This window comes from Candidatus Brocadia sinica JPN1 (genome assembly GCF_000949635.1).
Taxonomy (GTDB): Bacteria; Planctomycetota; Brocadiia; order Brocadiales; family Brocadiaceae; genus Brocadia; species Brocadia sinica.
The window spans coordinates 2,913,173-2,938,999 of record NZ_BAFN01000001.1; the positions used below are offsets into that span (position 1 = coordinate 2,913,173).

Below are 25,827 nucleotides of genomic sequence, written 5' to 3' on the forward strand. Positions count from 1 at the left end.
GCAGCGGGACCGATATAAGGACTTGAATATTTCTGTGATAGAGGTGTCGCTAATTGTGTGTATAGTTGGAGTTAACAGAAGTCTTTTGGCCTGCTTTCGCTGGCTAGGTGGAAAATATAATAAGAAGGATTTTTAAAAGGATAATGGCTTAAATAGTGCTATTTGTAAGGCTTTTCAAGCCTTGCATGACACTTAAAGAAAGGAGGGTAACAATTTGTTGCAAGCCGATTTAAAACAACAGCGCAACAGGATAGTCAACGCATCGCGCACTGGATGGGCTACAATGAACAAAGAGATCGAGGCGGCAAGTAAGAACGATCTCGTCGACGTAATATGGGACGTCTATTATGACGAGCTTGGCCACGACATAATCATCCAAGCCAAAGTGAAGGTGAGGTCTGAAGGCGATGTATTGCTCCAAGTATGGCTGAATGATCAGCTTCCCAAACCTTGGATTCCGGAGTTCAGACCGTGGGTATCGAGTGTGAGCGAGTTCACTCCAATGCAACAGGTAAAGGAGGTATTGGTCGGGCTGATTGACTCCAAGTGGCGGAGTGAGGATGTAGGTGAGACGTATACAGCTGCGATCTGGGGCTACATACTGCATAGTGGTGTCATAGAATCATTTGCATTCAATAAGGAGTTCAAGTATCCGGGATAAGAATGCCTAATCCTTGTAAGGATTACCACTATCAAAAAAAATTTCCCAGAAAGGAAAAAAACAAACACCAATCATTACTTTGTTAAAATTTCTTTTCTCATGTATTCATTAAACAGGAGGTAGTAATTATGATGCAGAAAGTTTCGTATTTCTTCTTTAGTTGTATATTAATACTTTGTGTTTCTGCGATAAACAATATTTACGGGCGTGAAGTACCTAATCCAAGTGAAGGAGGTGCTCCATTTCCGTTTAAAACAATACACAATATTAAAATCTTCAAATATGATGGCACTTTGCAATGCGGAATGGGTTCTGAGATACCTCTCTCAGATATGAAAAAAGAATTAGAAAAAGCCGGAGCTAAGGTAATTTCTTGTGAAAAGAAAATCGTGCCATTTTATATACCAACTGTCTGTGGTGCACCGACTGGCAAAGTAAACGTTTACGAAATATCTGTATTAGATTTTGAAAAAGTGAGAACATTGAATTTTGACTTATGGGTTTTCGATACTTCTAGTGTCGAAGTATTTAAATATGACGGTACTTTACAATGCGGAATGGGTTCGGAAATTACTTTGGAAATAATGGAAAAGGAATTAAAAGAAGTAGGCATAAAGGTCATATCCAAACGCAAGGATAATGATGGACTTATACATATAGCGTTATGTGGCGCATCGACGGGGAGAATTAATGTATTTGAAATACCATCTACAGACTTTTATAAAGCATTGAGGATGGGGTTTCAGTTTCTATTTTCTGGTTCTAATAGAATTCTGAAAAAAACGATTTCAGACGAGTTGGTTCTTTCGGAAGGAACAAAAGACAAGACGCTGAAAGCAGGAGGAGACTGGCCATTTCCTGTTGTAGAATTGATTTTAGGCAATGAAATCAAAGTAAGTGGAGGAGGGCCAGGGCCGTTTCCTTGGTAGTTGCTTGGTAGAAAAGCAAAAAGTGTTAACCTGCTAGATTGGTTTATGTAAAGACTGACAGGCTGTCCGAGAATTCAATCGAATCACAAATGCACTGCTAAAATTGTTGTCGTATTGATATTTTGTCATATATATAGTACTTTGTTAAAAATTTAAGCGACAAATTTTTTCTTCAGTCGTTTCGATTTAATTTTAAAATAGCCATCGGCAAGTTTTTCGTTCTTTAATAAGGCATTGGTAGAGATAAATTCGAGCATGGAATTGATAGCTTGTTTGATTTCGTTGAAAGTGGTAGGTTTCATTTCAAGGATTTTCGCGAGATAGGCATTTCGTTTGATCCAGTAGACAAGAGTCCATAGATTCCGGTACCTCTCAATCTTTTCATTACAAAGGAAAGGAATGGAAAAATGATATCTTATAAAAGGAATTTTAAGAAAGATATTTTCATAGTGCTATTGTTTTTGGTTGGCTTAATCTGTTCTTCGCAAGCTATAGCTGATAGTTTATCTAAGCTTATGACGCAAAACGAGTCAAATATTTATTACATTGCTAGCGATGTAGCAATTGGGAAAATAGAAGGAGGTGATGGGAATGTTTCTGTTCAAGAAAAAGATATAAAGCTAGCAGAAATTAAAGCGAAATTATTTACAGGAGAATTTCCTAATAATACTGCCGAATATTTTTATTTTAAACATAAGATAGCAGATGTCTACAGTATTCTTGGTATGATTGGAGTGTGTACTTATGAGTGTGAGGTTGGTATTTGTACTTATTGTCTCGATTCGATAGCTATATTTGGTGATAAAATGAGGATTAGTGCTTATACAGGTTTTGGAAAAGCAGTTTATAAAGTGTTAGTATTTTATCAATAGAGAAATAATCCTAACATTTGATAAATAGGGTGGTGGTGATGGCAAGCCTGTTGCCTGCGTAGCAGATAAGTTTGATGTATTACTTTGTTAAAAATGTACGATAACGCTTTTGGGGTAAAAAGGATGAAGAACTATCGCTCTTCAGAAACTGAACGGACTACTAGATTATCCGATCTTGATTATGCTCCACCATCATTTACGAATGAAGCTGGAGAGAAAATTGTTTTCGTAGACTTTACTGAAGCTGTTTACCGGCTTGAGTTTGACGCGCAAAGCCGTATAGCACGCGTGTTTTCAACTGTTGTATTCGAGTGCAATTCTCCAGGTTTTCCTGCATTCTCTCTCCGGCAGCCCGTAACGGCGATCACTCTCGATGGAGAGGCTGTAGAACTGCGTGAAGAGCAGACTCCAGGGTATCATGCCCGCTTTAAGAGCGTGTCGAAGTCAGTAACGGTGGGTACTCACATATTGTCTATTACAAGCGCCCTCACAGAATTGGGGACAAATTGGCATGAACCTGTTCGATGGTATTCCAATCCGAACCGAGGTCTGAGGGGTCAAATCTTTATAGTTGACAAATATGTCATAAATAAAGATTTGACACCTACCCTACCCACAATACGGCAGTGCATAGTGTGGGAAGAATAACAGTAGAAGACCTACCGATGAGTGGTAGGAGGGTATATTTGCACGTACCGAAGAGGAAATCGATGTGCCTTGAAGATGGGAGTATTCGGGTAGAGGAGCACGAGTGGATAAGGGGGAGATTTACGAAGCGTTTTGTGGAACAGGTGTATCGACTGACCTCAATAACGACAAATAAGGAAGCAGGATGGTTTCTTGGAATAGACGATGAGACGGTGTACCGGATAGATAAGGAGATGTTAGAGGAGTTATCACTGGAGAGAATTGAGAAAGTGAAGGCGCCGCGTCATATGAGTGTGGATGAGGTTGCATGGCAGAAGTGGCACAAGTATGTTACCAATGTTGTTGATGTGGAAAAGCGCAAGGTGATTTGGAATCACGATGGGCGGGGCAAGACAACGCTGGATAAATTTTATCGTAAGATAGGCAAGGAAGGTTGTAAGAGGATAAAGGCAGTGGCAAGTGATGGAGCAAAGGGTTTTCTTACGTCTACGAAAGAGCATTTGAAGAATGCCTTGATAGTATTGGATCATTTTCATGTAAAGAAGTATCTCAATGAGGCAGTAGATGCGGTAAGGAAGGAAGAACTCAGAAAAGCCAGGCAACAAAACCAGGAAGACTTGAGTCGAATTCTTCATTGCAACAAGAGGTTTATATTGATGCAAAATAAGGTTACAAATAAGCAGAAGGACATTTTAGATAAACTCTCAACGCTCAATGAGAAGGTATATAAGGCAATGCTTTTAAAGGAGCAGTTTCTTTCTCTTTATGTAGCAAGTAATCGAAGGGTAGCATATGCAAATCTGAGGGCATGGATAGGGACAGCAATAAGGTCTGGGATAGCATCATTTGTAGAGCTAGGATACAAATTTTTCCGGAAGAGGCATTATGTTCTGAACTATTTTGTTTGCAAAATAACGTCCGCTATATCAGAAGGAATCAATAACAAAATAAAGAGGTTAAAGCGCATGGCATACGGTTATCGAGACGTCAAATACTTCTTACTCAAGATTCATCAACATTGCGGACTTCTTGACCCTAAGCTTTCAACTTAAATACGAAAGACACAAAAAATCACTTAAAGGTTATATTATTCCAATGGATATCATAATCGCTTTTTCTATTTCATTCATCTTTTTGTTGCTTACCCTGCCTGAAAAAGGACCCCTGACAAGTAAGGATTTATCTATGGTTGTTACTTGTTCACATTTAGCCATAGAGGCCTTTGATAAACCACCTTCTCCCTCTTGAAGTAAAACATGGGTAGGAGAGGGTCTTAGGTTTGTAGACAAAGGAATAACAATTATATCATTAGCAAACTTATTCCGAATATCTAAAGAAACCACCAGGGCAGGACGATTCTTAATATCCTTTGGCTTTGATGGCAAATTAACTAAATATATCTCTCCTCTTTTAGGATAATCAGTCATCCCATGTCCTTTTTGCACTTTCCGCCACTATCTCAGTCCATTCTTTGTCTTCTTTATTCTCTTTTTCTGTGAGAGAGAGATAATACGTTTCTATATCTTTTTCTATCATTTTCTTTTTGGATTGCAGCAGCCAATCACGTAACATTTCTTCCATAACCTGGCTCCTTGGGGTCCCTTTTTCCTTTGCAATTTCGTCTATTTCATTAACCACATCGCCACTGATTGTTACTGTCAGCTTTGCTTTACGTAAGAACCTCGCAGATGGCATGTTTAACCTCCTTTCAATCTTATTATTTATAAGATAATAGGGGATTAATTGCAATAAAATATTTGTGCTTTTTGTGTTATTTGATCGTTGCCGTAATCCTTGTTAGACAGGATTAACAGGATCGGCAGGATAAAATGGATAATATTAAAAGGGGAGGTACTTGGGGCCGCATCTTGATTCGTGGCGTGCCCAGCGAAGGGTAGTGTCTTCTTATGGGTGGAAGTCCCGTCATAGTAGAAGCCAGAGCCATGTAGCGTGGATGGCAGGGGGGTGGTGGAAACGTTGCCTTCTGAAGCCAGTCGGCAAAGCCTGTAATAAGGCAGGCGAGCAAATATCCGGGTTGTAACGAACGTGAACGTAGAAGTAGCCTCGTAAAAGTGTAATTTCACTGGCCGAGCCTTTCACAAATAGGCGAAGGCAGAATTCTCATACCATCCTGGTTAATAAGGTATAAGGACGGTGGCGGGGTATCAGCGGCGACACGGATAGAAAGAGACGCAATCAACTGGGGAAGCCCTCCTCGTTCCTTTACCTCAACGAGGTGGATAAGATGATGGAGCGGGCAAGGGAAGTAACCCGCCGCAATGGTTACTACAACTTTGATTTTATTCGGAGCGCAGATGACATGGTCATACTTATTCACGGACATCCGAAAGAAGACGGGCTAATACAGAAAGTTCAGAAGCGACTCAAAGAGGAACTGGACAAATTGCAGGTACAACTGAACAGAGAAAAGACGAAGGTAGTGAATCTGAAAGGAGGAGGATGTTTCAGCTTTCTGGGGTTTGAATTTAGACTCACCAGAAACCGTGAAGGCAAGACCTATGTCAGCAAAACACCCCGTAAGAAGAAACGACAGGAAATCGGCAAGAAGATAAAGGCGGCGCTCAAGGCAAACTGGAACAAACCATTAAGAGAAGTGATACAAACAGTCAATGCAATAATCAGGGGCTGGGTGAATTACTTTGGGATAGGCAATAGCAACAGCACCTTCAACAAAGTCAGGAATTACCTGGAGATGAAGGTGCGAAAGTTTATCATGCGCAGAAAGAAACTGAAAGGCTTTGGCTGGAAGAGGTGGAGTAGGGAAGAGATATATGGAAAATGGGGTTTGTTCAATGACTACCGTATACGATATGTTTACTCGAAAGCAAATCCAAGCCGATAGGTGCATATGCCTTGTTGCGAAGGGCACAGGAAAGCCGTATGAGGGAAAACCTCACGTACGGTTGTGTGAGAAGATGCTGGAAATAGGGTATGGTTGAGATGGTGTGACACTCTCAGAGGAAACGGAGAGAAACGGGGAAGACAAACCTTGACCTGTAGTCACTACGCCTGTGTTTTACTCTACATTATTTAGAATAGGAACGTGAGGTAGGGTAGGGAACTGGTATAATGTTTTAAATGTAATCTCTATTTACATGAGGATATATCCGTTTTTGTCCTTTCGTCTGACAGTGCCTCACGAGCCTCAGTATGTTCTATTTTCAACTGCTCCTCATCAAATATACGTTCAGTTTTTCCCGCATACGGCTTCCAATGAATGTCCACCTTATCAAGTCATGTAACCTATTGATGCATGGGTCTGATGGGCGTTAATTCCTTTAGGGTATGAAATTCACGGACATTTTGTTGACTTAGTCTTTCCTTTCTATTACTTTTTGAAGGTATTAGGCGCATCTTTTCGAGGGGAATCGAAGGAACAGAGATAATACTTTTTAATTGGAAAGGAAATGTTTATGAAAAAAATGGTTTTTGAAAGCAAGTTATTACCGGATGGACATCTGTATTGCCCGGATGAATTCTCACACAAAAAAATGTACGTTTTAAGGTAATTGCGACTTTTGAAGAAACAGAACTTGAAGCAACAGAACATGAAATTGAATTATCAGCTATACAGGACGCTTCCGATGATTTTCTTTACTGAAGAAGAACTGAATTGTTATCTCAATTTGAAAGATTTATGAATAACTTCAAGCGCGGACAGATTCGGTTAGTTAATTTTGATCCAAGTTTCAGACATGAGTATAAAAAAGTTCGGCCTGCCTTAATTATCCAAAACGATGAATATATAGCATCCAGCGATTTGTTAACGGTAATTCCAATTTCTTCAGAGATAACCAAGCAAACAGAACTCGATATTTTACTGAGAAAAGATGCTAAAAATAGGCTTATGACAGATTAATTAAAACGAAACAAATAAGTTCTTTTGATAAGCGAAGATTCATAAAACTTGTTGGTTATGTTAGTGAAGAAATAATGGAAAAAATAAAGAAAAATATTAAAACTTTTCTCTATTAAAGGTCAAAGAAATAGGCTTCACTTTGCAGTTCTCAAGCCATAATTTCGTGTCTTCAATGCTTTTTATCTTAATCGAAATCCGCATAAATTTCACCAAAATTTATCCCTGCAATGCCCGTTTTCTCATACTGTTTTTTTAATGATAATCTCGCCTCCTGAAGTTCCGGACTGGCGCTCCCGTTCCGAATCGCAGCTGATGCCTCTATGAATCCGGCGAGACTATCAGATGCCTTAACGAGTTCTCCATCTCTCGGATTAAATTTGTCATCATTATACCTATCACTGATATCCTCGCTGGTTACTTTCTTCTTTTTCTGCTGTATGGTTACAATGCTGTCGAATTCATTTTCCGTAAACATGGTAATTTCTGAATGCCATTCCTTGGGAATCAGGCCATATACTTCTTTCTCCATCTGTTCCTTCTCGTATTCTTTTATGAGATCACTAAGCCCTTCAACAGATCTCTTTACCGGAGAGATGATATCCCTGGTAAGCACCTCTGGCAGGTCGTGGAATAAGCCTGTGAAATAATTGTTTACGCATCTGCGTGCACATGCTTTTATCTCTAAGGAAAACAGATAGGAAAGTATTGCGACAAATAACGAATGTCCCAAAACGGATGTCCTGGGTATTCTGTGGAGATGAGACCACCGCAATTGGAATCTGAGTTGACCGCATAAGTTAATGAAATTTTCGTATTTCATATGTTTAGTCAGCTGTTCCATGCCTTTTAGGTCGTAATATTTCTCCTGTTTCTCCTGCAGGTCTTTCTTTATCCTGTCTATTTCGTAGCCATTGGGATTTGCACGTTCTATAATGTCAAATTCCCATTTTGTAGCATAAAAATGAGCAGCGCTTAAAATCCTCTTATTTAAGGTATCATCGGTCTTGAGAAAATAACTGTTAAATCTTTTGCAAAGATCATCACCTAAAGGAGACAGAATCGACCTTAACTCGCCGTACACCCATTCATTTAATCGTTTATACTTTGCGGCATCTTTTTTTATTTCATAAAAAATGGGCGGTTTTAAATCGGTAAGGACGAGGCGTTGCAAAAGTTCAAAAATTCCCCCCTCAATGAGGTCTATCCAATGAAATTCACTTTTCCCCTCCTCGAATTTCCCTAAAAAATAGGCAATCACCATCTTATGGGCTTGTTTATCCAATTCTATCAACTCTATCGGGCGTATCTTATCGTTCCATCTTTGCATGTAAGCTGCATCAAATATTTTTAGAAGTAATGCCTTCCTTATCATGGTATGAATACTCCCTTTTTCCGATCTGTAATAATAGATAACGTGTTAGTAGTGTCAGCAGGGAAACCCCGCGCTTTTCTTTGGAATACCATCGGTGACCTGAAATGCCTCTGATGTACGAAATTATTGAAGAATTTCATCCTTATTGTATCTCTTTAAAAATATTCTGGCAATAATTAATATAAGCAGGTTTAATGATGGCTTATTTTTGTTGTTTTCAGTTTAAAAATAAAAGGAGAATATGCAATGAAAATGTTTTTGAAAATATTTATGTTGGGACTATTGTTCTGTTTCCAGAAACAGTGCCTCTGGGCAGGTATTCTTGAAAACGTCATGGAAGGCAAGGCTTCGGTTATTGATTTGACCTATCCCCTGAATGAAAACAATGCCTACTGGCCGGTAGGGAACTATACCCCTTTTAAATATGAGGTCATTGCCAACATTAAAAAGGACATGGTATTTTCCGGCAGGTACAGTACACCGGAACACCTGGGAACGCATATTGATGCGCCGAATCATTTTGAATTCAACCAGCCTTCGGTAGATCAAATTCCTTTTGAGCAACTGGTCGGTCCTGCCATTGTTATCGATGTTACAGACAAGGTGGAAAGGAATCCTGATTACGGCCTGTCACAATCGGACATCTTGTTATGGGAAAAGATGAACGGACAAATACCCGATGGGGCTATTGTATTGTTAAATACCGGATGGAGTAAGCGGTGGAATAATTTTGAGGATTACAAAAACAAGGATAATAACGGGTGGATGCACTTTCCTGGCTATTCAAAAGAGGCAACCGGTTTTCTGGTAGAAAAGAGGCATATTAAAGGTGTAGGCATTGATACCCTCAGTGGGGATTGTGGAAACTGCTCGGACTTTCCCGTTCATCATAGTATCAATGGCGCCGGTAAATTCATCCTTGAAAATGTCGCTAATCTCGATAAGTTGCCTCCGAAAGGGGCCACACTCATCATAGCGCCAATTAAGATTGAGGGTGGATCAGGCGGGCAGTGCCGTATCTGGGCTCTGATGCCAAGGTAAATTGTGAATTATCCATCCTCTAAAAATCTGAAATTTACTTGGGGCTTGAGATTTGGGTTTGTATCATAAAAATCTCTTGAGCTACGGTTTTTCTGAATTATGATTGTACGGACTGTCCAATCATCTCCTTGATGTGGTTCAGAAATGCCTCGTTCGGAGCGTAACTTTCCTGAAGTGGGTTTATGATATGGACAGGTGCATAGCAACCGATCTGGTGTAACCTTTCCTGGGTTTTCATGATATCGTCTGTACTGTCATCTGCATAGGTGTTAATTACTATCAGATCGATCCTGGAGACAATTTGCCTTGTTGAACGCTTGATTTTCGTTTCCCTCGGTGTGGCGACAAGGATGCTGAGGTCGGCATCGTGTACATGCAAAAAACTATTTCCCTCCACGATGACCGAGTCATTTTTATTGAAGTACGTTAATGCCTCAGCAATGCCCGTTTTCAGATATTCAGAGTGGGTTTGAAGCCAGACGACCTTCCGGGCGCCAGCATTTTTAAATAAGGCGGTATCTTTGCCGGATTGGTTGATCTGGAGGGGGTCACTGGTGATTATGTACGGACGCTTCATGGTCTCACACACATTACAGTCGGAATGTCTGGGGCAATTACCTTCGTGTTTTGTGGTGATTTTTAAGGCGCAAAAATCTTCCAGGTGTTGCAGTAAAAACCGTGCAACTGTCGTTTTCCCCACGCCGCTGGCTGTGCCGGTAATAGATACAATTCTCATATTTATCAAGTATACTATTTTCTCCCGATTCCCACAACACCTTTTGCCACTTTTTCTTTATCGAGGATAGGAGCGCCAGACCAGACGATCTTTATCTTATTCCCTTTATTTGTGATGCAGGTTAGGGGATAATTGTAAACAGCGCCTTCTTTTAACAGCTTCTCAAAATCCACTCCCTTAAAAAAGTTTTTCTTTTCTTCAAAGATACTATCAACAGGTTTTCCCAGGAGTTCTTCCTTTTTATAGCCAAGAAGTTTTACGGTGGCGTTGTTCATGGTATGTATATTGGCGTGTTCGTCCGTGGTAACGATGACATCCGGAACGACATCTATCAGGTTATTTACGAAGTCTTTTTCCTTTATAAGCGAGGCATTTTCTTCCATCATTTGTTGACGCAAGTCCTGAAGGCGTTTCAGTAACTTATCCGTATTGATCTCGAGTTGGTGTTTTTCAAACCCCCGTTGGATGGTGTTAATGATAGTATCGGGATCGATAGGTTTTGTAATGTAGTCATAGGCGCCGTGCCGGAATGCCTGGATGGCCGATTCTATGCTGGGGCGCGCCGTCATGATGATGACCAGTGTCTTGATGTCCAGCTTTTTGATGTTGTTCAGGAGTTCAATGCCGTCCATGCCTGGCATGTGGAGGTCGGCGATCACAATATCAAAGTGTTTTTGTTTGAACCTTTCGATGGCTTCTTGTCCGTTTTGAGCTATCTCTGCGTGATAACCCTCATCTTCTAATACGCCTTCGGCCAAAAACAATGCCGATTGCATGTCGTCTACCACGAGTATCTTCGGTGGCTTTTCGGGGATTTTTAATTCTCTGGATAATTTTCGTGCTTCCAGAGAACGTTTAATGCAATCATTTACCTCGTCAGGATCGAGAGGTTTTGTAATATAATCAAAGGCGTTGTATTCACTTGCCTCCCGGATGGTTTCGATACTCGGATACCCGGTTATGATGATAACGATCATGTCCGGCATGCGACTTTTTGCTTCTTTGAGTATCTGCATTCCGTCTTTTTTGGGCATCCGGATGTCTGTGATAAGTATATCAAATGGTTCTCCCCTGAGAATCTTCTCAATGCCTTCTTTACTGTCGGTTACTGTTTCCACCTGATACCCTTCATCAGTCAGAGTGTCTTTCAGTAAGTTGCAGATAATTTCTTCGTCGTCAATGACTAAGATTCTTTCACCTGGCATGGCAAATCCTCCCTATTAATTGTGTATATCGTTAGTTATAAAAAAACTCTTATTTTCTCATTCCTGGTATTTTCACCTGCTGCTTCAGTTGGCAGTAAGCATAATTCACAATGGAAATTTGCTGTCTGCCGCCCCTGCATCTTTTTCGTTGTTGTTACGTTGCTTTTGGATTTTCTCCTGTGTCTGTTTAATGGCTACAGGGTAAGGTTATCGTAAAAGTAGTCCCTTTCCCGACCACGCTTTTTACATCGATGCGTCCGCGATGGTTTTGTAAAATCCTGTAAATCATGTAGAGTCCCAATCCGGTTCCTTTACCTGGTTCACGCGTAGTAAAGAATGGTTCGAATATCTTTGTTAAATTTTCTTTGGGGATGCCTTCCCCTGTGTCAGTAAATTCAATTTCAACAGCGAAAGAATGTATTGGCCTTGTAACGATCGTCAGCTTGCCTCCCTGCGGCATGGCCTGTAGTGCATTGATAATTATATCAGTAAAAACTTGTTGTATCTGAGTATGATTTGCACGGATAGTGGGAATGTCTGGGTTTAAAACCTTGTTTAGTTCAACGTTGTGGGATGATAGCTGATTCCCGAACAGTACCAGAGATTCATCAATGACTTCATTCACATTTACGTTCATACTTTCTGTTTCCGATGTGCGGGAGAATTTCAGGAGACCCTCGATGATTTTCTTACAACGCAGGGCGGAATCAGCGATCAGTTTCATTTCTCTGGGGAAGGTCTCGAAGGCCGGGACTTTCCTGAGTTCTTCGTCCTCTGCCTTTTTCATAAGCCTTTTGGCATATCCTAATACACCACTCAGCGGATTGTTGATTTCATGGGCAATGCCGGCAGCCAATTGACCTATACCGGCAAGTTTTCCAGCCTGGATGAGTTGTGCCTGGGTTCTCTTAAATTCCGTGATATCTTTGCTGATTCCAACGGTTCCGATCATATTCCCCGCAGTGTCCTTGAGCTGAGACAGGGTAAGGCTGATATCAACGATCTTCATTTCCCGTGTGATGAACTGGGTTTCCTGATTGGAGACTTTCCCTTCTCTTTTAATCTTTTCTAATAACATTCTGCATTGATCTTGGTTAGTAAATAATCCGGCGAGCAGCTTTCCTGCAATCTCATTTTGTGAGTATCCCAGGATTTCTTCTGCACATTTATTAAATTCTACCACATTATTTTCTATATCTGTGGTAATAATCATGTCAGCAGAATTGTCCAGGATATTTTGCAGGTAGTCCATGGTATGCTTGAGTTTCTGATTTTTCAATTCAAGCTGTTCTTGTATTTTTGCCTTTTCGATAGCAATGGTTGCTTGTGTTGCCAGGAGTCCCAGAATAGAAATATCTCTTTTGGTAAAGATACGTGGTTTGTAATCGTCTACATAAAGGATACCCACAATCCTGTTTTCCGTGGTGAGAGGGGTGGCTACCAGGGAGCGAATGCCTTCAGCCATAATAACTTTTGTGTCGATTGAAGACTCCCCGCTGATGTCGGGTACCACAAATGGCTGTTTTTGTGAGAGGATTTTGCTGGTAAGGCCGCCGGGTCTTACCTTCCAGCGCGTTGTTTTTAACGAAAACTCCGGGCTAAAACCATGTACTGCAGTGAGTTCCAATTCGTTTTTTTCTGCGTTATACAAAGCAAGACTCCCTGCCGGGGTGTTTGTTATTTCCAGGCCACTTCTCACGATGGTTTGAAACACTTCATTCATTTCCCTTGCGGAGGAAAGCATAATCCCAATGCGGTAAAGGGCCTTCTGTTCAGAAAGGCTTTTTTGGATTTCCTCCTCTTTCTTCTTCCTTTCCTCTACCAGGCTCCATATAAGCTTGGCGCTTAAACCACCCAGGATCTCAGTGTTTGCAGGTTTGTTTTTTTCTATATCGATGAGCACTTGTGGATTTCTTGTGACATCGATAATAACGTCCAGATCTTCCCTTTTTATCAATGTTTCATAATGGGAGTAGGCGGGGATGTTGTATTGTCTGGCGATCTTTAGACCTTCGGCATTTTGATTGTGATCAACAACTCCAACAATTTCGATTTCCTTATCTTCGTACAGGATGGATAAAAGGGCAGAACCGCCCTTTCCTGCCCCGATGAGGAGTACCTTCATATTTCACCTTAAGGTTGTGCTGCCGGACTCTGTTGTGGTGAAGGTTGAGAACCTTTTTTGTTGATTAAGTCTTCGTATTCATTGAGATAATAACGGATGGTAGAGAGCACGGGGTTCGCCGCTGTTTGTCCCAGACCACACAAGGACGCTGTTTTGGTAACTTCGGCCAGCTCCTTTAGTAAACCGATATCCTCGTTCCTGCCCTGTCCCTTAGTGATCCGTGTGAGGATGTCGAGCATTCTCTTTGTTCCAATTCTGCATGGCACACACTTTCCACAGGATTCATCCTGGCAAAATTCCATAAAATACCGTGCAATATCGACCATGGAGGCTGAGTCATCCATTACAATAAGACCACCGGAACCCATAATGGCCCCCACCTCTTTTACGGTTTCATAATCGATGGGGAGGTCAAGGTGTTGGGCGGGTACGCATCCGCCGGAAGGGCCTCCCATCTGTGCGGCCTTGAATTTTTTCCGGCCTGGTATACCGCCTCCAATGTCAAAGACGATCTCACGGAGTGTGGTACCCATCGGTACTTCAACAAGACCGGTATTTTTCACGTTGCCTGCCAGGGCGAATATTTTCGTGCCTTTACTGCTTTCTGTGCCAATGGCCTTGTACCATTCAGAACCTTTCAGAAAGATAACGGGTACATTCGCAAAGGTCTCCACATTATTAATGTTTGTCGGTTTTCCCCAAAGACCGCTGGTTGCCGGGAAGGGAGGACGAGGGCGTGGCATGCCTCTCTTTCCTTCTATGGAAGCTATGAGGGCGGTTTCTTCTCCACACACGAAGGCGCCGGCGCCCATTTTAATATCGAGGTCAAAGCTGAAATTTGTTCCAAGGATGTTATTCCCTAAAAGGCCAAGTGACTTGGCTTGTTCTATGGCAATTTTCAGATGATCCACAGCGATGGGGTATTCTGCGCGTACATAGATAATTCCTTTTTGTGATCCGATGGCATAGGCGCCAATGAGCATCCCCTCGATAACCGAATGAGGGTCGCCTTCGAGGACTGCCCGGTCCATAAAGGCGCCCGGGTCTCCTTCGTCGCCATTGCAGATCAGGTATTTTATATCTCCCTGTGCCTTTTTGACGAATTCCCATTTGTTTCCTGTAGGAAACCCGGCTCCACCCCTACCCCGCAGACCTGAGTTTTTCATCTCAGTGATGACCTGGTCAGGCGTCATGCCGGCAAGTACCTTTGCAAAAGCCGAATAGCCGTCTCTCAGGATGTATTCGGTTATATTTTTTGGATCGATATAGCCACAATTTTTCAGGACAATCCTTTTCTGTTTGCTGTAGAAAGGGATATCCCTGATATAAGGGATGCGTTTGCCCGCCTCCACATAACAGAGGCGTTCGATAATTTCCCCTTTCAGGATGGTTCGGGAAATAATTTCCGGGACATCGGTTTCTGTTACCCGTCCGTAGAAAACCCCCATGGGTTCTATCGTTAACACAGGCGCCCTGGCACACAAGCCCTGACAACCCGTGTCTACAATTTCTATCTTCTCGGTGAGTGATTGTTTTTCAATCTCGGCCTTGAATGCCCTGCATACTTCTTCTGCCCCGAGTGCCCTGCAACCTGTGGTGCAGATAAATATGCGTACCATGTCGGGGCGATGTTTCGATTCAATGGACTTCCTGAACTTCTGGAGATCATCAGCGTTTTTTAATTTTTCCACGTTAAATTCTCCTTTTTTTAATTGCAAAAACTCCTTCATATTTTCCTTCGGTCTTTTTATAAAGCATTTAAATAAAGAAATAAAGTCGTTTTTAATTTCTCCATATATCCCAGTATATTATTTGATTTTCTAATTTTCAGTTTTTGCCTTTCTAACGATATCAATACTTCCATGGCATAATGAAATAATAAATATGCAATCTTTTTCTGTCTTATAAACAATCCGGTAATTATGAAATATTATTTCTCTGATATTTTCTTTTTTAAATTCTGGTACTATTCTCCCGATTTTTGGGAAATTGCCAAGCTTTTCAATATCTTGCAAAACCCTTTCAATAAAATTTATTGCATAGAAAGGAGAGTCGTGTGCAATATAGTCAGCTATTTCTTCAAGATTTCGTTGTGCCGTTTTTGACCAATGGATTTTACCCATTTAGTCATCCTTTTCCTGACTTCTGCATGAGTCATGGTTCTTCCTTCCTCAATGTCTTTTAAACCCTGCTCTACCTTCTGTTTGAAATAGAGTTCAGCCATAATGTCAGTAATCGTACATTCATCTGGTAATTTCTGAATGAGTTTAATAGCTTCCTCTTTTGCCTTTGTCATAAAAAAACCCTATTTAAATATTTTTAGTCTCGTTCTTGTTAAATTTCGCCCGTTGATTTCTGAATATCGTTTTTCAACATCTCAAGTGGTTGGTTCCAATCCGAATCTATCTTGTAAGTTACATTTGGGGAATTTATTAAATTTGATAATTCTGATAATTTTATTTTATTCCATAGCAAGAAGAGTTAGTAACGCTAAGTAGGTTGGTGGTCCAATTTTTTCTAAAAACAAGACAGTTGTAAAAAGTTAAATACCTATTATTGCCAACACTGCTGAGATTGCAACTTCGATATTTATTTTCTTGAAAATTATCTAGCATATTTAAAAATATTTTAATAACTTTTTAGTATAGTCTCTGTTTTTTCTACGGTCAGTTTTCCGTAATATCTATCGTCAATCATCATGACCGGCGCCAGAAAGCATGTTCCCAGACAGGCTACCGGTTCATACGTGAATTTGTAATCTTCTGTCGTCTCTCCCTCATTGATATGAAGAACTTCCGTGATTTTTTTCTTTATATCAGATGCGCCTTTGATATGGCATGCTGTACCGGTACAAACCTTAATCGTATGTTTGCCCCTGGGTTCCAAAGAGAATTGTGAGTAAAAGGTAATGACGCCATAAATCTTACTCAGGGGGATGCGTGTCCCGGCTGTTATTTCTTCCAGAGTGTTTCTGGGTAAATATCCATACGCATCCTGCATTTGCTGTAAGATAGGGATGAGGTCTGCAGGGGTTGCGTTGTTATATTTTGAAAGTATGGCCCGACATTTGGCTAAATCAACAGCAGACGTATTTTCTTTATTTACGGTAACAATTTTCTGCATAATGTCATATCTCCTTTTATTCAAAAACTCGTTTTCACGTATTGAACTGCATTTTTGAAAATGAAAAAACCGTCTCCCCATTCCTTGGGTCCGTTGCGTGTCCAACGCGGATGTTGCGCTGGTTCTACGTGTCTCTCCGGGTGGGGCATCATGCCCAGGATTTGACCGGTTGGGTCACAGATACCGGCTATATTCTGAATCGCCCCGGCAGGATTCCATGGGTAACCGGCTTCTTCACCTCGTTCGTTCACGTACTTAAAGACTACCTGGTGATTCGTTGTAATTTCATTCAGAACTGTTTTGTCCTTTGTAATAAATTTTCCTTCCCCGTGTGCTATGGGCAGATATAGTGTCGGAATATCGGTATCCTTAATAAAAACTGATTTGTTCGAGCAGACTTTTAAATATACCCACCGATCTTCGAATTTATTCGAGTCATTAAAGGTCAAGGTGGCCTCCTGGTGGTTCTTATTAACCGATGGCAGCAACCCTGCCTTTGTCAGTGTCTGAAATCCATTACAGATACCCAGGATGAGTTTTTTTTCATTGATGAAGGTCGTAATATCTTCTTCCAAATTATACTTGATCTGATTTGCCAGTATTTTACCCGCTGACACATCATCGCCATAGGTAAACCCGCCCGGCAGGGTTAAAATTTGATAATCTTTCAGAAGTTTTTTGCTGGCAAGGAGGATATTGATATGAACAACATCCACCTTTGCCCCTGCCTTTTCAAAGGCGTATCGGGTTTCATAATCGCAATTTGTTCCAGCAGTTCTGAGTATTAAAACTTTTGGTGTCAACATGTTGCTTTATTAGCCATTTAAACATTATCCACGTAGTAATGTATACGGAAATATACTGTGGATATAAGACTCTACAAGATACCTTTTTTTGGCAAAAAGACAACAAGAAATTCCTCATTTTTTATAACAAATGAGTCTTTTAAAAGATTTCGATAAAAATGAGATTGTACCTCTGTCAATCTGTATAAAGGGCTAAGCATTTTGAGCAAACGCTTAGCCCCTATTTTAGGCTAAATCTTTTCCACTTTTATGGCACACACCTTATACTCCGGGGTGAGCGCCAATAAGTCTTCTCCGGGACCAGTCAGGATATTCGTTGGGGTTTCCGGGAAGTGGAAGGACAGGAATATACTTCCGGGTCTGGATTTTGTCGTGACATGTGCCTTCACTTCCAATGAACCGCGCCTTGATTTCACCCTCACGGTATCCCCTGTTTTTATACCCAATATTTCAGCCTCACCGGGATGGATTTCTGCGAATTCCTCTGAACTGATCGCATAAATTTCCGGGTTTCGTAATGACATGGATCCGTTGTTATAATGGTAAAGACGGCGGCCTGTGGTTAAATATAAAGGATAGTCACTATCGGGCAATTCCTCAGAAGGGGTATAGAGAAGATCATTTAATCTCCCTTTTCCCCTCGTGAATGTATCTTTGTGTAAAATGGGCGTGCCGGGATGTTTCTTATCCCATACAGGCCATACCAGGCCATCTCCCTCAAGTCGCTTAAAATCGATCCCTGCAAACTCCGGGGTAAGGCTGGCAAGTTCATCCATAATTTCATTTGGATGATTATAATGCATGGGATATCCCATAGCACTGGCAATCAGGCATATAATCTCCCAATCGTGTTTTGTTCCCTTAGGCAAAGGAATGGCCTGATTGAGCCGTCTGACCCTTCTTTCTGCGTTGGTAAAGGTACCGTCCTTCTCAAAGAAACAGCCGGCGGGGAGTACTACATGGGCAAGTTTTGCCGTCTCCGTCATAAAAAGCTCCTGTACTACAAGAAGATCAAGTTTTTTCATGGCTGACCGCACATGATGGATATTGGCCTGCGTTGCAGCCGGGTCATACCCAATGATATACATCGCTTTTAGTTTTCCTGCCAGGGCTTCCCGGTACATTTGTGGTTCCTTTAGGCCAGGTTTTGCGGGAAGCTGGCAACCCCATGCTTCAGAGAATTTTTTATTGGCGATTGGATCATCGACCTTTTGATAACAGGTGTAGACGTCTGGTAATGCCCCCATGTCACATGAACCCTGGACGTTATTCTGTCCGCGAAGCGGATTGATCCCGGTATTTGGCCGGCCCACGTTGCCCGTAATCAAAGCCAGATTTGCCAGGGACATGACGCCATGAGAGCCGGCCTTATGTTCGGTCATTCCCAATCCGTAGACAATCATACCCTTCCGCGTACCGGCGTAAATTCTGGCAGCCTTGATGATTTCCTCTTGTGGTACCCCGGTAATCTCCTCTGTCTTTTCAGGTGTGTACTGGGCTACTACCTGCCGTAACATGTCTATGTTTTCTGTCCGTTGCCGGATAAATTCCCTGTTTTCCAGACCTTCTTTTAAAATGACATGCAGCAGGCCATTGATAAGGGCTACGTTGGTGCCCGGTTTTAAACGTAACCACACGGTTGCGTACTGGACGAGTTCTATCTCGCGCGGGTCGATTACGATGAGTTTTGCCCCATTTTGCCGTACCGCTTTTTTAATTTTTAAGGCAGCTACCGGATGGGCCTCGGTGGTGTTGGAACCGCTGACGATAAGGACTTCCGCTCCCTCAATATCAGCCAGGGAATTCGTGGCTGCACCACTTCCCAGGGCAGCTCTGAGTCCCGTTACTGAAGGGGCGTGGCATACACGTGCACAGTTATCCATATTATTGGTTCCCATTACGGCACGAGTGAATTTTTGAGCCAGATAGTTTTCTTCGTTTGTACCCCTTGAAGAACTGAGACACCCAAATGAGTCAGGACCATATTTCTGCTTGATCTCCATCAGTTTTCTGGCTACCAGGCTGATTGTCTCATCCCAGCTTGCCTTCCGAAAGGGCTGATCAATACGATCACGAATCAGCGGGGACTTTAAACGGTCCGGGCTTTTATAAAACTCGAATCCATATCGTCCCTTGACACACAAACTGCCATAATTTGGGGCATCATGGGTATCGGACGTTACCTTAAGAATTTCACCCTCCTTCACATGAAGCACAAGGCTGCACCCTACCCCGCAGTAACTGCAAACCGTGCGCACCTTCCTGGTTTCCCAGGGGCGGCCCTTTTTTGCAGCGGGTTTATCCATGAGGGCGCCTACCGGACATACAGAAACGCAGTGTCCGCAAAATACACAACCTGAATCTTTTAAGGGTTTTTCGAAGGCTGTTGCGATTAAGGTTTGCATCCCCCGGTTTGAAAATGCCCAGATATGCTGGTTTTGAACCTCATCACAGATCCTGACGCATTTTCCGCAGAGGATGCATTTGTTCATATCCCTATAGATGCCGGGATTTGAATCATCTGGCGTTGAAGGTGGATTCTGTTCTCCAAACCGTGAGGCTTTTACATCATATTCGTACATAAATTTTTGAAGCTGGCATTCCCCTGTCTTGTCGCATGTAAGACAATCATTGGGATGGTTAGACCAGATAAGTTCCAGGTTGAGTTTTCGTGCCCGTGTTACAGATTCACTCCGGGTAGAGACCTTCATGCCTTCTGAGACAGGGGTTGCACAGGAGGCCACCAGGGACTGAGCGCCTTCTACCTCTACTACACACATCCGGCAGGCTCCGGAAGGGGCCAGGCGCGGGTCGTGACACAAGGTAGGGATGTGAATCCCCACTTTTTGTGCTGCCTGCAAAATCGTTTGAGTTGATTCAGCCTCCACTTTTTTCCCATCTATTAATAAAGATACCATGATTGCATCCTCCATTAAAAAACCGTAAATAAACAGATTATCCAATTAACTATTGGACGAAGTGACGGTATCTTTTCCTGGTAAGACGAAGCTGAAATGGGTAGAGGATAAGAATTCTTGCTGGATGATATAAGTACAGAGCAAGGGAGGAATGCCCCTTGCATTTTTCGGGAATGTACTACAGGTAATCCTTTAAGAGTCTATACCCTGTCCACTTAACTTGGAAATGGCGCCGCCACTTCAGTAAGTGCACTCACCCGTATGTATATGACGTGCAGTTTTTCCAGATCATAGGTTAGACTCCAAAAAAATGATAATATTAGTTAGGCTGCCTTTGGCGGCAACTTTTAGGCTCCCCTCTATCAAGAGGGGCTGGGGGGTGAGTTATGGCAGATTTACACACCCCTTCATCCCCTCTTTCTAAAGGGGAAATAACCAGCTCTAAATTCCTTTACTTTAAAGTAAACCTTAGGTAACTTATTTTTACCACAAAACACTAAATATTTTCAATAGCAAATGATCATAGATTATACCGGTGAGCCGGTATTTTGCAATATCAAAAAGTTATGGTATCCTGCAACTTCGCGACTTCACGGTAAGTTTGAATTTCTTCAGCGGGGACTTATCTCACCTGCCACACGGAACCTGTCTGCAAGAAAGCAGCGGTAGGTTGACTCCACAATATAAGAGCAGATGTTGGAGCATTGCTATAATCGTGTATAGCCAGATGTTTTCCAGGAAACAGACGGGAAAGTTTCTTCATTGTTTTCTCCTTCATAAATAAAGAATTTATAACATTTTCATTGACATTAAATTTTATTTTGATAAATATATACTGAATTGATTTTGAGTCTCAGTATCATTATAGTTTTGTTTAACAGCAGACCGGCTCATATGTACAACTGTTAGACAAAGGGGACGATTCCAGGGAAAAACGGAGTTCTCTTTTGCCGGGCTTTTTTTGTTTTTCAGGAGCATTTTCAAGCAAGGCAACATTTTAGCTTTTTGAAATTCGCTGTCAGATCGGGAGAGGAACCGGACAAAACTCTGGAATAAAGCGGAGAGCAAATATGGATGATACAAAAAATGAATTCAACAAATCTATGAGCGAAGGAAGCAGTTTCTTAAAAGAGATTGTCGAAAAAAATATCACACAGAAGCTGATTCCTAAAGGGATGAGCTGGTTTGGATGCATGGGCGGGATATCACTGGTTGCGTTTCTCGTACAGACAATTACGGGTATATTTCTTATGTTCTATTTTATTCCTGGCACAAAAGAAGCAATGGCCAGCATTCAGAATATAACACACCATGTTCCCTTCGGATGGTTTGTCCAGCGCATTCACGCTGTAGGTCCCCATATTATGATCGCCATGGTAATTAGTCATATGGTACGTATTTTCTTTAAAGGTATTTACCGTCATCCGCGGGAGTTACACTGGGTATCAGGATCGTGCCTGTTTATCCTCACCCTGCTCATGTATTTTACGGGAAATTTACTGTCTGTCGGCAATATGAGTGAACTTTTTACCATCCGCTTGTCTTTTCTGTATGCTGTCCATGTGGCAGTCATTCCGGCCATCATGGGTTTGTTTATGGGTATGCACTTTTTTATGATTAGAAAAACAGGAATTTACGAATCATTGTAATAATTGTACGTATCATTTTTTTTGACAATACGATTTTACCGATAAGGAGGTTTACGTGAAAGATTATACGCAAGGAAGGACTCCGGAGATGCTTGAGCCGTTTTTCCCGAATGAAATGTTCCGGTATATCATCGTGTCCTGCTTTTTACTCGTTGTTGAATGTATTGCCGTAGTTTTCCTGCCGTTGCCGTTTTCCCTCATCGAGAAACCGGATTATGTTCCCTGGTTTGGATTACCTTTTTATGAGTTGCATAAGTATTTGCAAAATGACATTTTGCTGATTTTTCTTATGGTTTTCTGCGCATTGTTTCTTGTTTCATGGCCATTTCTTGAAAACGCACTCAGATACAACCCGAAAAACAAGCTGTCGTTGAAAAGGATTCCGGCCAATGAATGAAAAATGAGCGGGGGCAGACAGTAAGCGTTACCGCGTAAAATCCTTTTTCCTTTCGTAGATTTCCCCCCCTTCTCCGCCCCCGATAGGGGTAATTTGGTTGCGGTGTTGCTGCGTTAGGGTATGTCTAAAAATCAGGAAAATTTTACAACAATCTCAGGAGATTTCTATGGTTACCCCGAAATATGTAAGAACAGTCAACATTTTTTGTGCAATCTTTCCCTTTGTAATACTTTGCTGTTGTCCATTTATGGCATTCATTTCGGATGCACAAGGGTCACGGGCTTCTGCGACTGAATTAAGGGAAACGCAAGTGCAGGCACAGTCTTCCTCAGAGAAGGGAGAAATCGTAGGAAAAGTGCGCGACACCTCCGGGAAACCCCTTGCAGATATAACGATTAGCATTCAGGCCCTTACCAGAGGAACACCCTATGGGTACGCATTTGAAGAGGTAACCACCACCGACAAAAAAGGCAAATTCAGAATAACAAACATAAGTCTCGGCACCTATGTTGTCAGGGCTACCCCGTCTTCGGATGAGTCTTATTTGCCCAATGACGAGGTTATAGCAATTAACTCAACAAGAAAGTCCCATCGTATCAGGTTGAAACTTTCTTCGTCAATTCCTTCCGGCGCATTGTACGTGGGGAGCGAGGTGTGCCTGGGGTGCCATGGTGAATATAAGGAATGGAAGCAAACGGCACACGCTAATTATATACGCACCAACATTACGTCAGACACCGTTGTTGCCCCATTCAATGGAGAAATTGTCTCCACAAGCGATGGCAAGGTTAAATTTAAACCGTTCATACAGGATAATGTCTATAAGGTTACCCTTTATGATTTGAACGATGAGTCCGTTTCGGCAACGTATACGGTAGTCCGCACCCATGGAGGTTCGGCGGTGGCAGGAAAGCAGAGATACCACGTGAAAATCGCCGGAAGTCATTATATCCTTCCTATTCAATACAACTTCCGGAATGTCGATGAAAATAATCCCCATGGTGCATGGGTCTCGTATCGCCCGCAGGACTGGTATAACAGCGACCAGTCTCTGATAACTACCGACGTGAATGAACCTGGTTCACACCATTCCTCAGAACAATACTGCGAGGGGTGCCATGTAACGGGACTAAATATTACACAAACAAATGACGGAAGGTTTATCTCCGGTTCCCAGGAATTTAATGTGTCCTGCGAAAGCTGTCACGGACCGGGGGGAGATCATGTGCCACAAAAGCTCCAGGGCAATCCAAAGGCGTACATCATCAATCCAAGATACCTGGCTGCAGACAGGGCCAACGAAGTGTGCGGCCAATGCCATTCACGGGTAAAAAACAAAACGGGTGAAAACGGTTCCGCGTTTGAGACAGAATATCCGTGTATTATTGACGGCAACAGGACCGTTCCCTTTGTGCCCGGCAAGGCGCTGGGAGACTACATCGAGATAACTGATTCCACAGGCAAGACAACTGCCGGCTACTGGGGTGACAATGATAGCGCAAAGCTGGGCGCAAATGCTTCACGGAACAATCATTCGAAGCAACATCATCAGCAATCGGATGATTTTCTAAAAGACACTCATTTTTCCCTTTCCGGGATGAGATGCATTGTCTGCCACGAGTCTCACGGTAGCGGTAAAAAAGGGACTGCACAACTCCTTGAAAAAAGCGAAAACAATAAACTTTGCATTGCATGCCATAGCAGCTACGCAGCCACGGAAAAAAAACACGGGAAGGAACGGAACCTGCATGCAAAGCATTACTTCAGCCGGAGCGATGCGGGGGGAAGCCGTTGTACGGGTTGTCATATGCCCAAAACAGCCAAGTCCGGCGTGGACAATGACATCTCCTCTCATATCTTTGACATTATAAAGCCATCTACGAGCAGGGCTATGGCCGACAATAATACGGCAGAAGGCAAAACAAACAGCCTCGGCACGGTTATCACGAATTCCTGCTACGGTTGCCATCCTGAGGAGACGGATTACGGCGTTGCACTGTGGAATAGCTGGTCAATACTTTTTATCCCATGACCTTTTCACGAGCAGGAAACAGCATTTCCTTGTACAGAAATTTTTGAGTTATTTCAGCGGGTTTTGAGGTGGCACAGACAAACTTCGTTTATCCGTGTTTCCCGTAAAACACAACGACCATGTTTCTTGAAGTAAAAAGATTAAATAAAAGACTTACCATCAAACTGGGAATTTTCTCCCTGGTTGCCATAGGAGTTGTCGTTGTTGTCATGCTTGCTACGGTATCATCGCCAAAACAATCAAGGTTTTGTACCAGCTGCCATGGGGATGTTGTCTTTACGAACGCGTGTAAAAAATTGCCATCGGAAGATATTGCATGTCAGGATTGCCATAGTCATGAAAACTCCGGCGCGGTTACCACAGATCTCATGAATACGGTGAATGCTTTTGCTACTATGGACGTAAAAATAAAAAACCGGTATTGCACACAAGGGTCATGCCATCCATTGAATACGTTAACCTCTGCTGAGGTCCGATACAAAAAGATCACGCCATTTCAGCATAGAACGCATACGGTCAACTTTCGTGAAAATCTGAGTATGAGATGCACTTCCTGCCATGCAAATCTTGGCGGAGAAAAGCATTTTCAGACGGATACGAGGACATGCAATACCTGCCATTTCATTTATACCCAGAAACCTCTTTACACTTATGAGGAGAAACCCGTTTCGGATTGCACGGTGTGTCATAATAACATTGAAATAACCAGGGACATATACGGAAAGACGTTTACGCATCTCAAATATGAAAGAGAAAAAAAGGTGCGTTGTTCTGACTGCCACTTTACCATCGTTCGGGGAACGGGAAGGGTGGATGAGGCAAGCTGCAGTCAATGTCATTCAGAAAAAACCGATCACGCAAAAGATGCGGCGCGAATGCATTACTATCATATCGTGAAGAACAAGACGCCATGTACTCCATGCCATACCTCTATTAAGCATGGTTGGGTGAAGGAAAATGATGATGATTTTAAAAACAGCCATAGTTTGCGACCTACAGAATCAGGATATGAGATTCAGAATTTGATTATGATGGGGGCCGGTGGCAAGGGCATAAAAGGGTTGCCAGATCCTATGTATCTTGCAACATTGAATTGCTCTGCATGCCACAAAGATGAATTTTACGCAAAGGTAAATCCAGAGGTATGTATTGCCTGTCATGAGCGCGGGTTTGACAAAATACTGTTCGAGCAGAAACTTTTTGTGTCGTCCATGATGAAGCGGCTGAAGTCTTTAATAAAAGCGGCAGAAAACCAACAAACGCCCGATACCTTATCCATCATCCGGGAGGCGGCGTTCAATTATGAATTTGTCACAAAGGACGGGAGCTTTGGTAGCCATAATATTAAATACGTAAAAAACCTCCTGAATCATAGCATCGGGCAATTAAGGCAAATAATACGAAATAAACCAAAGACTTAAGAACAAACATTC

Annotated in this window: 28 protein-coding genes; 13 read left to right on the forward strand and 15 right to left on the reverse strand. The window is 42.2% G+C overall.

The window, feature by feature from the left end; genetic code table 11:
* Positions 1-283: 283 nt before the first annotated feature.
* Together BROSI_RS13225 and BROSI_RS13230 are read left to right on the forward strand one after the other, a co-directional pair.
* Complete coding sequence (locus tag BROSI_RS13225) at positions 284-661, forward strand: hypothetical protein (RefSeq protein ID WP_157842527.1); 378 nt, start codon at positions 284-286, stop codon at positions 659-661.
* A gap of 128 nt (positions 662-789) precedes the next feature.
* Positions 790-1,590, forward strand: a complete 801-nt coding sequence (locus BROSI_RS13230; RefSeq protein ID WP_052564279.1) for a hypothetical protein — start codon at positions 790-792, stop codon at positions 1,588-1,590.
* Between the two features lie 152 nt (positions 1,591-1,742).
* Here BROSI_RS13230 and BROSI_RS19945 read toward each other — a convergent pair whose 3' ends face one another.
* Complete coding sequence (locus BROSI_RS19945; protein WP_157842528.1) at positions 1,743-1,892, reverse strand: hypothetical protein; 150 nt, start codon at positions 1,890-1,892, stop codon at positions 1,743-1,745.
* Positions 1,893-1,997: 105 nt separating this feature from the next.
* Between BROSI_RS19945 and BROSI_RS13235 the strand changes: the two genes are divergently transcribed.
* From BROSI_RS13235 to BROSI_RS13245, 3 genes are all read left to right on the forward strand, one after another.
* Entirely contained in the window at positions 1,998-2,462 is a 465-nt protein-coding gene (locus tag BROSI_RS13235) for a hypothetical protein (RefSeq protein WP_052564280.1), read from the forward strand.
* A 123-nt stretch (positions 2,463-2,585) separates the two neighbouring features.
* On the forward strand, positions 2,586-3,110 hold the full coding sequence (locus tag BROSI_RS13240; protein WP_157842529.1) for a hypothetical protein: 525 nt from the start codon (positions 2,586-2,588) through the stop codon (positions 3,108-3,110).
* A 17-nt stretch (positions 3,111-3,127) separates the two neighbouring features.
* On the forward strand, positions 3,128-4,162 hold the full coding sequence (locus tag BROSI_RS13245) for an ISL3 family transposase (RefSeq protein WP_082059211.1): 1,035 nt from the start codon (positions 3,128-3,130) through the stop codon (positions 4,160-4,162).
* Positions 4,163-4,192: 30 nt separating this feature from the next.
* Here BROSI_RS13245 and BROSI_RS13250 read toward each other — a convergent pair whose 3' ends face one another.
* Genes BROSI_RS13250 through BROSI_RS19950 form a run of 3 tightly spaced genes read right to left on the reverse strand, consistent with a single transcriptional unit; the run spans position 4,193 to position 5,194 of the window.
* Positions 4,193-4,537 (reverse strand): type II toxin-antitoxin system PemK/MazF family toxin, encoded by a 345-nt coding sequence (locus BROSI_RS13250; RefSeq protein WP_052564283.1) that lies wholly within the window; start codon positions 4,535-4,537, stop codon positions 4,193-4,195.
* A complete protein-coding gene (locus BROSI_RS13255; RefSeq protein WP_052564284.1) occupies positions 4,530-4,805 on the reverse strand; it encodes a DUF6364 family protein in 276 nt (91 codons plus the stop codon). The genes BROSI_RS13250 and BROSI_RS13255 overlap by 8 nt, the downstream gene beginning before the upstream one ends.
* A 44-nt stretch (positions 4,806-4,849) precedes the next feature.
* The gene (locus BROSI_RS19950; RefSeq protein WP_157842531.1) at positions 4,850-5,194 is read right to left on the reverse strand and encodes a hypothetical protein; all 345 of its coding nucleotides are present in this window, start codon (positions 5,192-5,194) and stop codon (positions 4,850-4,852) included.
* Positions 5,195-5,355: 161 nt separating this feature from the next.
* On the opposite strand from BROSI_RS19950, the gene BROSI_RS13260 reads away from it, so the two are divergent.
* From BROSI_RS13260 to BROSI_RS21445, 3 genes are all read left to right on the forward strand, one after another.
* Positions 5,356-5,973, forward strand: coding sequence for a group II intron maturase-specific domain-containing protein (locus BROSI_RS13260; protein WP_230400689.1), 618 nt, complete (start codon positions 5,356-5,358; stop codon positions 5,971-5,973).
* A gap of 795 nt (positions 5,974-6,768) precedes the next feature.
* Positions 6,769-6,990, forward strand: coding sequence for a type II toxin-antitoxin system PemK/MazF family toxin (locus BROSI_RS13265; protein WP_052564285.1), 222 nt, complete (start codon positions 6,769-6,771; stop codon positions 6,988-6,990).
* 41 nt (positions 6,991-7,031) lie between these two features.
* Complete coding sequence (locus BROSI_RS21445) at positions 7,032-7,106, forward strand: hypothetical protein (RefSeq protein ID WP_420886082.1); 75 nt, start codon at positions 7,032-7,034, stop codon at positions 7,104-7,106.
* A gap of 68 nt (positions 7,107-7,174) precedes the next feature.
* Here BROSI_RS21445 and BROSI_RS13270 read toward each other — a convergent pair whose 3' ends face one another.
* Entirely contained in the window at positions 7,175-8,362 is a 1,188-nt protein-coding gene (locus BROSI_RS13270) for an HD domain-containing protein (RefSeq protein ID WP_052564286.1), read from the reverse strand.
* Between the two features lie 246 nt (positions 8,363-8,608).
* On the opposite strand from BROSI_RS13270, the gene BROSI_RS13275 reads away from it, so the two are divergent.
* Positions 8,609-9,403 (forward strand): cyclase family protein, encoded by a 795-nt coding sequence (locus tag BROSI_RS13275; RefSeq protein ID WP_052564287.1) that lies wholly within the window; start codon positions 8,609-8,611, stop codon positions 9,401-9,403.
* Between the two features lie 97 nt (positions 9,404-9,500).
* On the opposite strand, the gene BROSI_RS13280 is transcribed toward BROSI_RS13275, so the two are convergent.
* From BROSI_RS13280 to BROSI_RS19955, 10 genes are all read right to left on the reverse strand, one after another.
* Positions 9,501-10,148, reverse strand: a complete 648-nt coding sequence (locus BROSI_RS13280) for a hypothetical protein (protein ID WP_157842532.1) — start codon at positions 10,146-10,148, stop codon at positions 9,501-9,503.
* A 5-nt stretch (positions 10,149-10,153) separates the two neighbouring features.
* Positions 10,154-11,344: a response regulator gene (locus BROSI_RS13285; protein WP_052564289.1), complete on the reverse strand. Its 1,191-nt coding sequence runs from the start codon at positions 11,342-11,344 to the stop codon at positions 10,154-10,156.
* A 187-nt stretch (positions 11,345-11,531) separates the two neighbouring features.
* Positions 11,532-13,469 carry an ATP-binding protein gene (locus BROSI_RS13290; protein WP_052564290.1) on the reverse strand — a complete coding sequence of 646 codons (1,938 nt, stop codon included), beginning with the start codon at positions 13,467-13,469 and terminating at the stop codon, positions 11,532-11,534.
* Between the two features lie 8 nt (positions 13,470-13,477).
* Complete coding sequence (nuoF, locus tag BROSI_RS13295) at positions 13,478-15,088, reverse strand: NADH-quinone oxidoreductase subunit NuoF (protein WP_420886083.1); 1,611 nt, start codon at positions 15,086-15,088, stop codon at positions 13,478-13,480.
* A 201-nt stretch (positions 15,089-15,289) separates the two neighbouring features.
* Entirely contained in the window at positions 15,290-15,592 is a 303-nt protein-coding gene (locus BROSI_RS13300; protein WP_052564291.1) for a type II toxin-antitoxin system RelE/ParE family toxin, read from the reverse strand.
* Positions 15,541-15,765 (reverse strand): hypothetical protein, encoded by a 225-nt coding sequence (locus BROSI_RS13305; protein WP_052564292.1) that lies wholly within the window; start codon positions 15,763-15,765, stop codon positions 15,541-15,543. Before BROSI_RS13305 ends, BROSI_RS13300 begins: the two co-directional genes overlap by 52 nt.
* A gap of 332 nt (positions 15,766-16,097) precedes the next feature.
* Positions 16,098-16,592, reverse strand: a complete 495-nt coding sequence (gene nuoE / locus BROSI_RS13310; protein ID WP_052564293.1) for an NADH-quinone oxidoreductase subunit NuoE — start codon at positions 16,590-16,592, stop codon at positions 16,098-16,100.
* Between the two features lie 20 nt (positions 16,593-16,612).
* Positions 16,613-17,398: a phosphoribosylformylglycinamidine synthase I gene (gene purQ, locus BROSI_RS13315; RefSeq protein WP_052564294.1), complete on the reverse strand. Its 786-nt coding sequence runs from the start codon at positions 17,396-17,398 to the stop codon at positions 16,613-16,615.
* Positions 17,399-17,628: 230 nt separating this feature from the next.
* The gene (gene fdhF, locus BROSI_RS13320) at positions 17,629-20,316 is read right to left on the reverse strand and encodes a formate dehydrogenase subunit alpha (protein ID WP_082059385.1); all 2,688 of its coding nucleotides are present in this window, start codon (positions 20,314-20,316) and stop codon (positions 17,629-17,631) included.
* Positions 20,317-20,938: 622 nt separating this feature from the next.
* Positions 20,939-21,079 carry a hypothetical protein gene (locus tag BROSI_RS19955; RefSeq protein ID WP_157842533.1) on the reverse strand — a complete coding sequence of 47 codons (141 nt, stop codon included), beginning with the start codon at positions 21,077-21,079 and terminating at the stop codon, positions 20,939-20,941.
* Between the two features lie 307 nt (positions 21,080-21,386).
* On the opposite strand from BROSI_RS19955, the gene BROSI_RS13325 reads away from it, so the two are divergent.
* The 4 genes from BROSI_RS13325 (at position 21,387) to BROSI_RS13340 (ending at position 25,815) form a co-directional block, all read left to right on the forward strand.
* A complete protein-coding gene (locus BROSI_RS13325; protein WP_052564295.1) occupies positions 21,387-21,965 on the forward strand; it encodes a cytochrome b N-terminal domain-containing protein in 579 nt (192 codons plus the stop codon).
* 55 nt (positions 21,966-22,020) lie between these two features.
* Positions 22,021-22,362, forward strand: a complete 342-nt coding sequence (locus BROSI_RS13330) for a hypothetical protein (protein ID WP_052564296.1) — start codon at positions 22,021-22,023, stop codon at positions 22,360-22,362.
* A 166-nt stretch (positions 22,363-22,528) separates the two neighbouring features.
* Complete coding sequence (locus BROSI_RS13335) at positions 22,529-24,394, forward strand: cytochrome c3 family protein (RefSeq protein ID WP_052564297.1); 1,866 nt, start codon at positions 22,529-22,531, stop codon at positions 24,392-24,394.
* A gap of 119 nt (positions 24,395-24,513) precedes the next feature.
* Positions 24,514-25,815, forward strand: coding sequence for a cytochrome c3 family protein (locus BROSI_RS13340; protein WP_052564298.1), 1,302 nt, complete (start codon positions 24,514-24,516; stop codon positions 25,813-25,815).
* The last annotated feature ends 12 nt before the right edge of the window (positions 25,816-25,827 follow it).